We start from the raw sequence: 12,543 nt of genomic DNA on the forward strand, positions 1-12,543 counted from the left end.
GTCAGCCGCCGATTCTGGCCGTCCGGTTGCGTACGCCCTCGAAGTGGGCGTGCACGGCGGCCACGGCGGCGTCCACGTCGCCCTTGAGCACGGCGGTGTAGATGTCGCGGTGCCGCCTGGCGACGTCGGCGGGCGGCTCGTCGGGGGCGCCGAGCGCGTCGCGGAGCTGGTAGTAGACGTCCCAGAACGCGCCCAGCAGCCGGCTCACCAGGGGGTTGCCCAGCGGGCGGTAGAGGACGTCGTGGAAGAGCCGGTCGGTCTCGGGGGAGACCAGCCCGGCCTGCGCCTCGCTCTCCATCCTGGCCATGACGTCGGCGACCGGCGCCAGGTCCACCTCGGGGCCCAGCTCGATCAGGCGCTGGACGAGGCCGCTCTCCAGGATCTCGCGGATCTCGACGAGGTGGGCGAGGTGGTTCGCGCCGTTCTGGAGGGTGATGCGGCTGTGGAAGGTCAGCTCGTCCACCAGCCCGGCCAGGGACATGCGGCCGACGAACATGCCGAAGCCGTGGCGGATGTCCACGATGCCCACCGCCTGGAGGGCCTTCAGCGCCTCCCTGACCGAGTTGCGGCTGACCTGGAGCTCCTCCATGAGCTCCGACTCGGTGGGCAGGGGGTCGCCCGCCACCAGCCCGCGTCTGACGATGAGGTCCTTGACGCCCTCCTGGGCCTCGACGGCGCGGCTCGGGCGCGCCGGACGCGGGACTGTGGTCATGAAGAATCCTTTCATCACAGGTAACAATCCGGAAATCTTCCGTTGACCTCAAGCCGGGGTGGCAATTAGCGTCCACTTTACGCACATCGTAGGACATGGGATGTCCCACGTCCTATCCCCTCTTCAGGAGGCAACCGTGAGCTCTGAGTTCAGTCGCCGCGACTTCCTGCGTTACACCGGGGCGACCGGTGCGGCGGCGTTCGTCGCGGCCACGCTCTCCGCTTGCTCCGGAGGCCCGGCCTCGACGGGCTCGGTCGGCGCCGGATCCAACAAGGACCTCATCACCGCCGTCATCGGGTACGGCAACGACCAGAGCTGGGACCCGACGCAGACCGCCTCGGCCTTCGCCATGGCCGGCATCAACCACGTCTACGAGGGTCTGCTGGACACCGACCCGATCACGCGCGAGCCCTACCCCGCGCTCGCCACCGCGCTGCCCGCCGACCCGAACGCCACCACGTGGAAGTTCACCCTCAGGGACGGCGCCAAGTGGCACGACGGGCAGCCCGTCACGGCCGACGACGTGGTCTTCACCTTCGAGCGGATCCTGGGCCCCGACAACGTGCTGACCGGCAACTTCTTCAAGTCCTGGCTGCAGGAGGTGAAGAAGGTGGACGACAGGAACGTGGAGCTGGTGTTCAAGTTCCCGTTCCCGGACGCGGCGCCCCGCCTGACGATCGCGAAGATCATGCCGAAGCACGTCTTCAGCCAGGCCGGCGCGTGGGACCAGGCCAAGGGCGGGAAGGCGGTGGGGTCGGGGCCGTACAAGCTGACCGCGCACAACCCCAAGTCCAACACCTCGTTCGAGGCGTTCGACGGCTACAACGGCCCGCGGCCCGCCACCGTCAAGCAGATGAACTGGCTGACGATCGTGGACGCCGCCGCCCGCGTGGCCAAGATCTCCGGCGGGTCCGCCGAGGCGCAGATCGCCGACAACATCCCGTACGCCAACGTCGACCAGCTCAAGCAGCAGGGGCTGACGGTCGAGGGCGGCAAGGGCATGAACCACATGTTCCTGATGTTCAACACGGCCACCAAGCCGTTCGACGACGTACGGGTGCGCCAGGCCCTGCACTACGCCATCGACAAGCAGAAGATGATCGACGTGGCGCTCAAGGGCCACGGCACCGCCTCCAGCTCCTTCCTCAACGAGGGGCACCCCGACCACAAGCGGGCCTCCGTCGTCTACGACTACGACCCGGAGAAGGCCAAGGCGCTGCTGAAGGAGGCCGGCGTCGGCAACCTGACGATCAACCTCATGGCCGTCAACGTGAGCTGGATCGCCGACTGCCTGCCCACCATCGCCTCCTCCTGGGAGGCCGTCGGCATCAAGACGACGCTGGAGCCGCAGGACACCGCCGCGCTGTTCACGAAGATGGACCAGTTCCAGGAGTACCAGGTCGTCGCGGCGGCCTCGAACCCCAACCAGTTCGGCATGGACGCCGACCTGATCCTGCACTACAACTACGTGCCCGGCGGCCTGTGGATGAAGTACGCCCACTGGGACGGCACCGACGACGCCGAGAAGCTGTTCGCGATGATGGACGAGGCCGCCAAGGAGACGGACAAGGCCCGGCGCACGGAGCTGATCCACAAATATCTGGACTTCGTGGCCGAGCAGGCGATCCTCTACCCGGTCGTGCACAACGAGCTGATGACGGCCTACGACCCGAAGAAGCTCTCGGGCATCCGCGCCCAGCCGTACCCCGGCATCAACCTGCTGCAGGCCAAGAGGACATGACGCTCGTCGCCCGGATGCTGCTGCGGCGGCTCCTCATCCTGATCCCGCTGGTGCTCGGCGTGATCGCGTTCGTGTTCATCGTGATGCGCTTCTCCGGCGTCAAGCCGGAGTACGCCTACTTCCAGGGCGCGAACCCGACCCCCGAGCAGATCCGCCAGTTCCAGGTCGAGAACGGCCTGCTGGACCCGCTGCCCGTCCGCTACGTGCGCTTCGTCGCCGACCTGGCGCAGGGGGACCTGGGCACCAGCGTGCTGACCAAGAAGCCGGTCCTGGAGTCCGTGACGACGGCGCTGCCGCTGACATTGCAGCTCACGTTCCTCGGCCTGGCCGTGGCGGTGGTGCTGTCGCTGGTGTTCGGCGTGACGGCGGCGCTGTTCCGCGACCGGTGGCCCGACCAGGTGATCCGCATGGTGTCGCTGATCGGGGTGGCGGCTCCGGCGTTCTGGCTGGCGCTGCTGATGATCCAGTGGCTGGCCGTCGGCGAGGGGCTCTTCCCGACCGGCGGCTACATCAACCCGGCCGACTCGCTGGCCGGCTGGCTGCAGTCGATGACGCTGCCCGCCCTGTCGCTGTCTCTGCCGATCGCCGCCCAGCTCACCCGGATCATCCGCACGTCGATGGTGGAGGAGCTGGACCGCGACTACGTACGCACCGCGATCGGCAGCGGCCTGCCCATGATCGTGGTCGTCGGCCGGAACGTGCTGCGCAACGCCCTGATCAACCCGTTGACCGTGCTGGGCCTGCGCATCGGCTACCTGATCGGCGGCACGGTCGTGATCGAGACGATCTACGGGCTGCCCGGCATGGGCCAGCTCATGATCAACGCCGTGCGCGACGGCGACCCGGCCGTCGTCCAGGGCGTGGTGCTGACCATCGCGATCGGCTTCATGGTCGTCAACCTGGTCGTCGACATCCTGTACCTGCTGGTCAACCCCCGCCTCAGGAGTGCCACATGAGACGTGGACTGACAGAGCGCCTCTCGCGGCCCGGGCTCGGCTTCCGCCGGTTGAAGCCGCTGTCGTGGATCGCGGTGGGCATCATCGTGGTCGTCGTGGTGGCCGCGCTGCTGGCGCCGTGGATCGCGCCGCACTCGCCGTACTACCAGGTCGTCGCGGACCCGGCGACAGGAGGCACGGCGGCGGGCGGAGGCCCTTCGGCCGAGCACTGGATGGGGCTCGACAGCGCCAACCGGGACATCCTGTCCCGGCTGCTGTACGGGGCCCGCTGGTCGCTCATCATCGGGCTCGGCGCCACCGGGCTGGCCCTGGTGGCCGGCGCGGTCATCGGCGCCGTCGCGGCGACCTCGCGCAGGGCCGTGGACGAGACCCTGATGCGGGTGCTCGACGTCATCATGGCCTTCCCCGGCATCGCGCTGGCCGCGGTGCTCGTGGCCGTGTTCGGCGGCAGCATCCCGGTGCTGGTGATGGCCATGGCGTTCCTCTACATGCCGTCCGTGGCCCGGGTCGTGCGGGCCAACGTGATCGCGCAGTACGGCGAGGACTACGTGGCGGCCGAGCGCATCATCGGCGCCCGCACGCCGCACATCGTCGTCAAGCACGTCGCGATCAACTGCGCCGCGCCCGTCCTGGTGTTCTGCACGGTGATGGTGGCCGACGCGATCGTGTTCGAGGCGTCGCTGTCGTTCATCGGCGCCGGCGTGCGCCCGCCGAACCCGTCCTGGGGCAGCGTCATCGCCGACGGCAAGAATCTGGTGCTGCTCGGCGGCTGGTGGGCCACGGTCTTCCCCGGCCTGCTCATCCTCATCACGGTGCTGGCGCTCAACATCCTGTCCGAGGGCATCTCCGACGCCTGGGCCGCCCCGGCGGCGCGCAAGGCGCAGGTGCGCAGGGACGACGACGCGTTCGAGCAGGCCCAGCCGGGCTCCGGCGAGGTCGTCGAGCTGCCGGGGCTGGAGGAGGCCGCGCGCAGGCTCGCCGAGCGGGCCCGCCCGCTGCCGCAGGGCCCGCCGATCCTCGCCGTCGAGCGGCTGCGGATCGGGTTCACCGAAGGCGTGGACATCGTGGACGGCATCGGCTTCGAGGTGCGCCCCGGCGAGGTGCTCGGCCTGGTCGGCGAGTCCGGCTGCGGCAAGTCGCTGACCGCGCTGACCATCATGGGCCTGCAGCCCCGCGACGCCCGGGTCAGCGGCCACGTCCGCTTCGACCAGCGGGAGCTGCTCGCCGAGTCCAGGCGCGCCCGCCGCCGCCTGCTCGGCCACGAGATGGCGATGATCTACCAGGACGCCCTCTCCTCGCTGAACCCGGCCATGACCATCAAGGCCCAGCTCAAGCAGCTCACCCGGCGAGGCGGCCGGCGCACCCCCGCCGAGCTGCTCGAACTCGTCGGCCTCGACGCCCGCCGCACTCTGTCGGCCTACCCGCACGAGCTGTCGGGCGGGCAGCGGCAGCGCGTGCTGATCGCGATGGCGCTCTCGCGCGACCCCAAGCTGATCGTCGCCGACGAGCCCACCACCGCGCTCGACGTGACCGTGCAGGCGCAGGTCATCGAGCTGCTGCTGAAGCTGCGCGAGGAGCTGGGGTTCGCGCTGATCCTCGTCTCGCACGACCTGGCGCTGGTGGCCGACGTGACCGATCGCGTGGTCGTCATGTACGGCGGCCAGATCGTCGAGACCGGCGTCACCGCGTCCCTGGTCGGCAGGCCCGCCCACCACTACGCCCGCGGCCTGCTCGGCTCGGTGTTGTCGCTGGAGTCGGGGGCCGAGCGGCTCACGCAGATCCGCGGCGTGGTGCCGGCGCCGGCCGACTTCCCGCCCGGCTGCCGCTTCGCCGACCGGTGCCCGATGGCCACGGACGTGTGCCGTACCGAGAAACCGGTGCTGGAAGGGACGGCCACGCACCAGGTGGCCTGCCACCATCCCGCGCAGACGCCGGTGAGGAGCGAGCAGCATGCTTGAGCTGAAGGACGTGCACGTCGTGCACAAGGCCCGCTCGGGCGGCCTGCTCGGGCGCGACCGCGTGTACGCGCTGACCGCCGCGAACCTCACCGTGAGCCCCGGCGAGACCGTCGGCGTGGTGGGCGAGTCGGGATGCGGCAAGTCCACGCTGGCCAAGGTGCTCGTGGGGCTGCAGAGGCCGACCGCGGGCACCGTGACCTTCCGCGGCAGGGACCTGTGGGGGATGAGGGAGTCCGAGCGGCGCGAGCTGGTCGGTTCCAGCGTGGGAATGATCTTCCAGGACCCGTCCACGGCGCTCAACCGGCGGCTGCCCGTCAGGCAGGTGCTGCGCGACCCGCTCAACGTGCACGGCCGCGGCACCCCCGCCCAGCGCGACGCCCGCGTACGGGAGCTGCTCGACCTGGTCGGGCTGCCCGCGGGAGCGGCCGACGCGCTGCCCGGTCAGCTCTCCGGCGGCCAGCGGCAGCGCGTGGCCGTGGCCAGGGCGCTGGCACTCGAACCCGACCTCGTCGTGGCCGACGAGCCGACCAGCGCGCTCGACGTGTCGGTGCGGGCGCAGATACTCAACCTGCTGCTGGATCTGAAGGAGCGGCTCGGGCTGGCGCTGGTGTTCGTCTCGCACGACATCCAGACGGTCCGCCGGATGAGCGACCGCGTGGTCACCATGTATCTGGGCAGGATCGTGGAGCGCACGCCCGCGCCGTCGGTGCCGCTGGGCGCGCGGCACCCGTACACCAGGGCGCTGTTCTCGGCCACGCCCGGGCTGATCTCGCCGATCAACCCGATCCCGCTGGTGGGCGTCGTGCCGTCGGCCACCAGGCCGCCGAGCGGCTGCCCGTTCCGCACGCGGTGCTGGCGCGCGGACGAGGTGTGCGCGGCCGAGATGCCCGAGGCGACGGTCGAGGGCGACCACCTGTTCCACTGCCACCATCCGGTGGCGGCCGGGGCGACCGACATCGAACTGATCCAGGAGCGAGTATGAGTTTGTCCGGTGTGATCCCACCGGTGTGCACCCCGATGACCCCCGAATACGACGTGGACACAGCGTCACTGGTGCGGCTGGTCGATCATCTGATCGATGGCGGGGTGGACGCGCTGTTCGTGCTGGGCTCCTCGTCGGAGGTGGCGTATCTGACGGACGCGCAGCGGCGGACGGTGCTGGACACCGTGGCCGGGCACGTGGGCGGCCAGGTGCCGGTGCTGGCCGGGGTGATCGACATGACCACGCCCCGGGTGCTCGAACACGCGCGCGTCGCGGCCGAGGCCGGGGCGTCCGGGCTGGTGGCGACGGCGCCGTTCTACACGCGCACGCATCCCGACGAGATCCGCACCCATTTCCGGACGATCGCCCAGCGTGCCGGGCTGCCCGTCTACGCCTACGACCTGCCGGTGTCCGTGCACACCAAGCTCAGCGCCGGGCTGGTGCTGGAGCTGGCCGCAGAGGGGGTGCTGGCCGGGCTGAAGGACTCCAGCGGCGACGACGGCGGCCTGCGCGCGGTCGTCATGGGCCGCGAGGCACCGTTCAGCGTGCTCACCGGCTCCGAGGTGACCGTCGACTCCGCACTGTGGATGGGCGCCGACGGCGTGGTCCCCGGGCTGGGCAACGTGGACCCGCAGGGGTACGCCGAGCTGTACCGCTGCGCCTCCCAGGGCGACTGGGAGGCGGCCAGGGCCGAGCAGGAGCGCCTGGTCAGGCTGTTCGAGATCGTCCACGTGGGCGGCGGCCGCATGGGCGGCAGCTCGTCGGGCCTCGGGGCGTTCAAGGCCGCGCTGCACCTGCGCGGCGTCATCGACTGCCCGATCACCGCGCTGCCGCAGATCCCGCTGAACGAGGACGAGGTCGCCCGGATCGGCAAGCTGCTCGCCGCCGCCGGGCTCCTCTGATCCCACGGGACCTTCTGGGTCAGACGGGACTCGCCAGCTCGGCCACGTCCTTGGCGCCGTCCTCGATCAGTTTCGAGGCCAGGTCCGACAGTGCCCGCCCGGCGGCCAGCTCGTCCCCGATGCCGGGCACGGGCCGGTCACCCGGGTTGCGGCGGGCGTGCGCCACGCTCTCGTGGCGTTTACCGTCGGGCGTGAACAGCACGGCCGTGGCCGTGGTCAGAGCGTCGTCGTCATCCTCGCTGATCCAGATCTGCACGTTCCACTGCTTGTACTCCATGACGACCACCTCCCTACCTCCAGCCTCTCTCTCGGAGGGGCCGGCGTAAAGGTGAGCGGTCAGCGGTCGCCGTGGGCCGCGCGCTCATTCGGCACGCAGTGGGTCATCCTGAGATTGTCGACGTCGCGGGGGCCGTTCCTGCCCAGCTTGGACAGCCGGCCGCGGTCCTCGTCCGTCAGGTCCTGGCTGCGCAGCGGCTCCAGCCCCGCCACGTCGTCCGGCGTGATGCCCAGCCCCTCGCCGACGCGCAGCCCCAGGTCGTCTTCGGCGAGCAGGAAGTGCCACACCATGCGCTCCTGGATGACCCGGTCGCACTGCTTGAGGTTGGTGACGAGGTTGTGGACGAGGTCGTCGCGCTCCCACTCCTCCATGAGCAGGTAACGCTGGCCCGCCTGCACGTAGTCGTTGGTACGCGGAAGGCGCTTGCGGGTGAGGCGGCCGGTGACGACCGGGCCCACCTCGTCCGGGTGCGGGTAGTGGGCCTCCCGCAGCCCGTCGCGGACCGAGGGCTCGTAGTTGATGTGCGGGCTCTCGCCGGCCGTGTCGACGAAGTACGTCATCTGGCCGTCCCGCTGGTTGGTACGGCACGGCGCCTTCGTCTGGTTGACCGGCAGCTGCAGGTAGTTCGGGCCGACCCGGTAACGCTGCGTGTCGCTGTAGGAGAACGTCCGCCCGACCAGCATCTTGTCGTCGGAGAAGTCGAGCCCGTCCACCAGCACGCCGGTGCCGAACGCGGACTGCTCGTTCTCGGCGAACTGGTTCTCCACGTTGCGGTTCAGCACCAGCCGCCCCACCGGCAGCGCGGGGAAGTCGTTCTCCGGCCACACCTTGGTGTCGTCGAGCGGGTCGAAGTCCAGCTCGGGGTGCTCGTCGTCGCTCATGAGCTGGACCAGCAGCTCCCATTCCGGGTAGTCGCCGCGCTCGATCGCGTCGTGCAGGTCCTTGGTGGCGTGGCCGAGGTCGTGCGCCTGCACGGCCGCCGCGTCCGCCTCGGTCATGCTGCGTACGCCCTGCTTCGGCATCCAGTGGTACTTCACCAGGAACGACTGGCCGTCCTTGTTGACCCACTTGTAGGTGTTCACCCCGAAGCCCTGCATGTGCCGGTAGTCGGCCGGGATGCCGCGCGGGCTGAACAGGTTGACCAGCATGTGGAGGGACTCGGGGGTCTGCGACATGAAGTCGAAGATCCGGTTCGGGTCCTGCCGGAAGGTGACCGGGTCCGGCTTGAGCGCGTGGATGACGTCGGGGAACTTGATCGCGTCCCTGATGAAGAAGACCGCCAGGTTGTTGCCGACCAGGTCCCAGTTGCCGTCCTCGGTGTAGAACTTGATGGCGAAGCCGCGCGGGTCGCGGGCGGTCTCGGCCGAGTCGCGGCCGCCGATCACGGTGGAGAAGCGCACCGCGACCTCCGTGCGCTTGCCCTCCTGCTGGAAGAGCTTGGCGCGGGTGTAGCGGTCGATCGGCTCGTCGCCGAGCCTGCCGTACGCCTCGAAGTAGCCGTAGCTGAGCGTGCCCCTGGCGTGCACCACGCGCTCGGGGATGCGCTCCCGGTCGAAGTGGCTGATCTTCTCCAGGAACTGGTAGTTCTCCAGCGTCGCCGGGCCCCGCGGGCCGATCGTGCGCTGGTTCTGGTTGTCGTAGACAGGATGCCCCTGCCGGTTGGTGAGCACCTCGCGCTGGTCCTCAGGACCCGAACCCATGCCCGAAACGTCTGTCATCGCACCGTTCCTTCCCCCGGACGAGATCTTCCCCGCCTGCCCTCAAGGCCGGAGCGGAAACGGGCAAAGGTTGCTCCCTACGGGCGGCGGCTGCCGGGCGGGACGACCTGGAGCGCGGCCTCCAGGGCGGTGGCCTCCTCCGGGGTGAGGCGTTCGAGGAAGTGGACCAGGGTGGCGGCCTGGTTGCCGCTGGCGGCCAGCGCGTGCCGCATCAGCTCGGCCGTGTACGCCTCCTTCGTGGCCACCGGCTCGTAGACGTAGGCCCGGCCGACCGGCTCGCGCCGCAGCAGGCCCTTGGTGTGCAGCTTGTCCATCACGGTCATGACCGTGGTGTAGGCGATCTCGCGCTCCGTACGGAGGTCCTCGAGCACGTCACGGACGGAGGCGGGCCTGCGGTAGGACCACATCCTGTCCATGATCGTGGCTTCGAGCTCTCCGAGCGGGCGCTTCATGCCCCACATGGTAAGGGCTGAGCCCCGCCCGGCCCTCTGCGCCGATCGGGGCGGATTACTCGGAGCCGCCCTCGGGGGCGATCCTGGCCATCCAGGCCGCGGCCTCGCCGGCCGGCAGGATCCGTTCCAGCCGGATGGTGCCCGGCATCATGGGGTAGCGCCTGCCGGGGCTCCACGACCGGGCGTACGGCGGCGGGTCGAGGACGACGACCCGTACCCCGTCCAGCTTGGGGACGTCGGCGGGCACGCCCTCGTTCCAGATCCACTTGCCGTAGGCGTCCACCAGGTTGAACTGGCCGTGGACCGGGCCGTCCTCCGGGTCCACGTCGCCGTCGGAGGCGGCCATGACCCAGCCGGGGTCCGGCTGCACGCCCTCGATCAGCCCGTGGTCTTCCGGGCCGCTCACCACGTCGGCCAGCAGGGTGTGGAGCTGGAAGTTGTCGCCGATCCCGCCGATGACGACCTCGTAGCCGCGGCCGGTCTCACGGTGCAGGACGATCAGGTGCTCGTCCTCCAGCACCGCGAGCAGGCCGGCCAGCCACTCCAGGTCGTCGCGGTCGCCGGACACCGCCGACAGGGCCGCCACCAGGCGCTCGCGGCCGGGCAGTGCGGCCCGCAGCTTCGGGGAGAGCTGCAGGATGGACAGGATCGGCATGTGCGCCATGTAGACGCTCGCCCACGCGTCGGCCAGCTCGAACGCCTCGTGCTCCGGCAGGCCGGTCAGGCGTCCGGCCGTGTTCCGCAGCCAGTCGGGATCGTCGTCGTCGGGCTCGGGCGGCGCCTCGCCGGTGGCGGACCGCCAGGCCGCGGCGAACGCGGCCGACTGCTCCAGCAGCCCGGTGAGCTGGCCGACCAGGGGCTCGGCCAGCGGGGCCGGGTCGGCGCCGCGCTCGGCCAGCGCGCCGGCCACGATGCCCAGGCGGGCGCCGATGCCGGGCGGCACCAGGTCGAAGACCTCGCCGAAGCGGGCCGCCACGGCCGACAGGGTCGCCTCGTCGGCGTCCTCCGTGGCGGCGTAGAGCTGCGAGGCGTGGCCGAACAGCCGGTCGGGGTCACGGTCGGCGGCCGCCTGGAAGAGCGCGTCGAGATGGTGATCAAGCATTCCGGCAGGCTACGACATATCAGGGCGTGGCGTGCGGCGATCAGCGGCTGACGCCGTCGGCGGGGCGGCGGAGCAGGTCGAGGTCGCCGCGGCGCGGCAGGCTCTCCCAGTCGCCCTGGCTGGTGACGGCGAAAGCGCCCGCCGCGCACGCCGTGGCCAGCCGCTGCTCGGGCTCCGCCCCCGCCAGCCAGTCGGCCAGCCAGCCGGCCGCGAAGGCGTCTCCCGCGCCCACCGAGTCGACCTCCGTCACCCGGTACGGCTCCGCCCGCAGCACCACGCCGCCGGACAGCTCCATCGCCCCCTCGGCACCGAACTTGATCAGCACGTGCCGCGGCCCCAGCCGCGCCAGCGCCCCGGCCAGCGCCTCGGCCCCCTCGACGTCGGCGATCAGCCGGCCCTCCGCCTCGGTCGCGAACAGCACGTCCACCTCGCCGACCACCTCCCGCAGCCACGCCCCGGCCTCCTCGGGCGTCCACAACGCGCGCCGGTAGTTGACGTCGAGCGAGACGGTCACCCCGGCGGAGCGCGCCACGGAGATCGCGTGGTGGACGGCCTCCCGCGCCGACTCCGACAGCGCGGGCGTGATGGCGGAGACGTGCAGCAGCCGGGCCGAGCGGATGAGCTCCGGGTCGAGATCGGCGGCGGTGAGCCGGGAGCCCGCGCTGTCCCTGCGGTAGTACCGCACGTCGATGAGGTCGGCCGTGCGCCTGCCCTTGATCATCAGCCCGGTGGGCGCGCCCGGATCGGGGATCGCGCGCGCGTGCACGCCCTCGCCCGCCAGCGTGGCCCTGATCAGGTCGCCGAACTCGTCGGCCCCCACCCTGCCGATCCACGTCACGTCGTGGCCGAGCCGGGCCACGCCGATCGCGACGTTCGACTCGGCGCCGCCCAGGCCCAGGTCGAAGTCGCGGGCGAAGCGCAGCGGGCCCGTGCGGCGGGCGGCGAACAGGGCCATGGTCTCGCCGAAGGTCACCAGCTCAGTCATCGGCTCGTGCTACCCAGCTTTCTCGAAATGCGCGCCGCCGCCCCGGCCACCAGCGGCCCCAGCTCCCGTACCCGCGCGGCGGTGATGCGCGAGGTGAGGCCGGAGACGGAGATGGCCGCGGCGACGGCGTCGTGGTGGTTGAAGATCGGCGCCGCGACGCAGCGCACCTCGGGTTCGTTCTCGCGGTCGTCCACGGCGTAGCCGCGGCGCCTGATGTGCGCCAGCTCCGCGCGCAGCCGGTCGGCGTCGATGATCGTGTGCCTGGTCCTGGGCTCCAGGGCCAGCTCGGCCAGCAGCTCCTCGGGCAGCCAGGCCAGGATGGCCTTGCCGACGGCGGTGGAGTGCAGGGGGCCGCGGCTGCCGATGCGCGAGGCCATGCGCACGTTCGCCTCGTTCTCCACCTTGTCGATGTAGACGACGTGCGGGTGGTCGTGGACGACCAGGTGCACGGTCTCGCGCACCTCGCTCATCAGCCGGTGCGACTCCTCGGCCGCCACGGCGCGCAGGTTGAGCGTGGCGAGGTAGGCCTGCCCGAGCCTGAGCGTGCCGTGGCCCAGGCGGTAGACGCCCGTCCTGCGGTCGCGGTCGAGCAGCTTGGCCTCGACGAGCGGCACGGTCAGCCGCAGCACCGTGCTCTTGGACAGGCCGACCGCCTCGGCGAGCTGGGTGAGCGTCAGGCCCGAGTGCTCGCGTACGTGGTCGAGCACGGTCAGCGCACGCCTGAGCGAGGCGGACTGGTTGCGTTCCTGCACGTGGAC

The 12,543-nt window shown here is 70.9% G+C and carries 12 protein-coding genes; 5 read left to right on the forward strand and 7 right to left on the reverse strand.

What is annotated here, in order from left to right; all coding sequences use genetic code 11:
• Position 1 precedes the first annotated feature (1 nt).
• A complete protein-coding gene (locus HD593_RS07140) occupies positions 2–712 on the reverse strand; it encodes a FadR/GntR family transcriptional regulator (protein ID WP_185101409.1) in 711 nt (236 codons plus the stop codon).
• Positions 713–848: 136 nt separating this feature from the next.
• Between HD593_RS07140 and HD593_RS07145 the strand changes: the two genes are divergently transcribed.
• From HD593_RS07145 to HD593_RS07165, 5 genes are read left to right on the forward strand one after another with little or no spacing between them, the layout of a single operon-like run.
• Positions 849–2,453 carry an ABC transporter substrate-binding protein gene (locus HD593_RS07145; RefSeq protein WP_221524640.1) on the forward strand — a complete coding sequence of 535 codons (1,605 nt, stop codon included), beginning with the start codon at positions 849–851 and terminating at the stop codon, positions 2,451–2,453.
• Entirely contained in the window at positions 2,450–3,409 is a 960-nt protein-coding gene (locus HD593_RS07150) for an ABC transporter permease (protein ID WP_185101411.1), read from the forward strand. Before HD593_RS07145 ends, HD593_RS07150 begins: the two co-directional genes overlap by 4 nt.
• Positions 3,406–5,367 (forward strand): dipeptide/oligopeptide/nickel ABC transporter permease/ATP-binding protein, encoded by a 1,962-nt coding sequence (locus HD593_RS07155; RefSeq protein ID WP_185101412.1) that lies wholly within the window; start codon positions 3,406–3,408, stop codon positions 5,365–5,367. Before HD593_RS07150 ends, HD593_RS07155 begins: the two co-directional genes overlap by 4 nt.
• Positions 5,360–6,349: an oligopeptide/dipeptide ABC transporter ATP-binding protein gene (locus HD593_RS07160; protein ID WP_185101413.1), complete on the forward strand. Its 990-nt coding sequence runs from the start codon at positions 5,360–5,362 to the stop codon at positions 6,347–6,349. Before HD593_RS07155 ends, HD593_RS07160 begins: the two co-directional genes overlap by 8 nt.
• Positions 6,346–7,251, forward strand: a complete 906-nt coding sequence (locus tag HD593_RS07165; protein WP_185101414.1) for a dihydrodipicolinate synthase family protein — start codon at positions 6,346–6,348, stop codon at positions 7,249–7,251. The genes HD593_RS07160 and HD593_RS07165 overlap by 4 nt, the downstream gene beginning before the upstream one ends.
• Before the next feature lie 19 nt (positions 7,252–7,270).
• Here the strand turns inward: HD593_RS07165 and HD593_RS07170 are convergent, their stop codons facing one another.
• The 6 genes from HD593_RS07170 to HD593_RS07195 form a co-directional block, all read right to left on the reverse strand.
• Positions 7,271–7,528, reverse strand: a complete 258-nt coding sequence (locus HD593_RS07170; RefSeq protein WP_185101415.1) for a DUF1876 domain-containing protein — start codon at positions 7,526–7,528, stop codon at positions 7,271–7,273.
• 59 nt (positions 7,529–7,587) lie between these two features.
• Positions 7,588–9,246 (reverse strand): catalase, encoded by a 1,659-nt coding sequence (locus HD593_RS07175; RefSeq protein ID WP_185101416.1) that lies wholly within the window; start codon positions 9,244–9,246, stop codon positions 7,588–7,590.
• Between the two features lie 77 nt (positions 9,247–9,323).
• Positions 9,324–9,698, reverse strand: coding sequence for a BlaI/MecI/CopY family transcriptional regulator (locus HD593_RS07180; RefSeq protein WP_185101417.1), 375 nt, complete (start codon positions 9,696–9,698; stop codon positions 9,324–9,326).
• A 55-nt stretch (positions 9,699–9,753) separates the two neighbouring features.
• Positions 9,754–10,800 (reverse strand): hypothetical protein, encoded by a 1,047-nt coding sequence (locus tag HD593_RS07185; protein ID WP_185101418.1) that lies wholly within the window; start codon positions 10,798–10,800, stop codon positions 9,754–9,756.
• 40 nt (positions 10,801–10,840) lie between these two features.
• Positions 10,841–11,785, reverse strand: a complete 945-nt coding sequence (locus tag HD593_RS07190) for a sugar kinase (RefSeq protein WP_185101419.1) — start codon at positions 11,783–11,785, stop codon at positions 10,841–10,843.
• The gene (locus HD593_RS07195; protein WP_312903383.1) at positions 11,782–12,537 is read right to left on the reverse strand and encodes an IclR family transcriptional regulator; all 756 of its coding nucleotides are present in this window, start codon (positions 12,535–12,537) and stop codon (positions 11,782–11,784) included. Before HD593_RS07195 ends, HD593_RS07190 begins: the two co-directional genes overlap by 4 nt.
• Positions 12,538–12,543 lie beyond the last annotated feature (6 nt).

Source organism: Nonomuraea rubra (assembly GCF_014207985.1).
Lineage (GTDB): Bacteria > Actinomycetota > Actinomycetes > Streptosporangiales > Streptosporangiaceae > Nonomuraea > Nonomuraea rubra.

Excerpts from the sequence above, each read along its gene's own strand:
- HD593_RS07165 (WP_185101414.1), top strand. The coding sequence starts at position 6,346 with ATGAGTTTGTCCGGTGTGATCCCACCGGTGTGCACCCCGATGACCCCC.
- HD593_RS07170 (WP_185101415.1), bottom strand. The coding sequence starts at position 7,528 with ATGGAGTACAAGCAGTGGAACGTGCAGATCTGGATCAGCGAGGATGAC.
- HD593_RS07175 (WP_185101416.1), bottom strand. The coding sequence starts at position 9,246 with ATGACAGACGTTTCGGGCATGGGTTCGGGTCCTGAGGACCAGCGCGAG.
- HD593_RS07155 (WP_185101412.1), top strand. The coding sequence starts at position 3,406 with ATGAGACGTGGACTGACAGAGCGCCTCTCGCGGCCCGGGCTCGGCTTC.
- HD593_RS07150 (WP_185101411.1), top strand. The coding sequence starts at position 2,450 with ATGACGCTCGTCGCCCGGATGCTGCTGCGGCGGCTCCTCATCCTGATC.
- HD593_RS07185 (WP_185101418.1), bottom strand. The coding sequence starts at position 10,800 with ATGCTTGATCACCATCTCGACGCGCTCTTCCAGGCGGCCGCCGACCGT.
- HD593_RS07180 (WP_185101417.1), bottom strand. The coding sequence starts at position 9,698 with ATGAAGCGCCCGCTCGGAGAGCTCGAAGCCACGATCATGGACAGGATG.
- HD593_RS07140 (WP_185101409.1), bottom strand. The coding sequence starts at position 712 with ATGACCACAGTCCCGCGTCCGGCGCGCCCGAGCCGCGCCGTCGAGGCC.
- HD593_RS07190 (WP_185101419.1), bottom strand. The coding sequence starts at position 11,785 with ATGACTGAGCTGGTGACCTTCGGCGAGACCATGGCCCTGTTCGCCGCC.
- HD593_RS07160 (WP_185101413.1), top strand. The coding sequence starts at position 5,360 with ATGCTTGAGCTGAAGGACGTGCACGTCGTGCACAAGGCCCGCTCGGGC.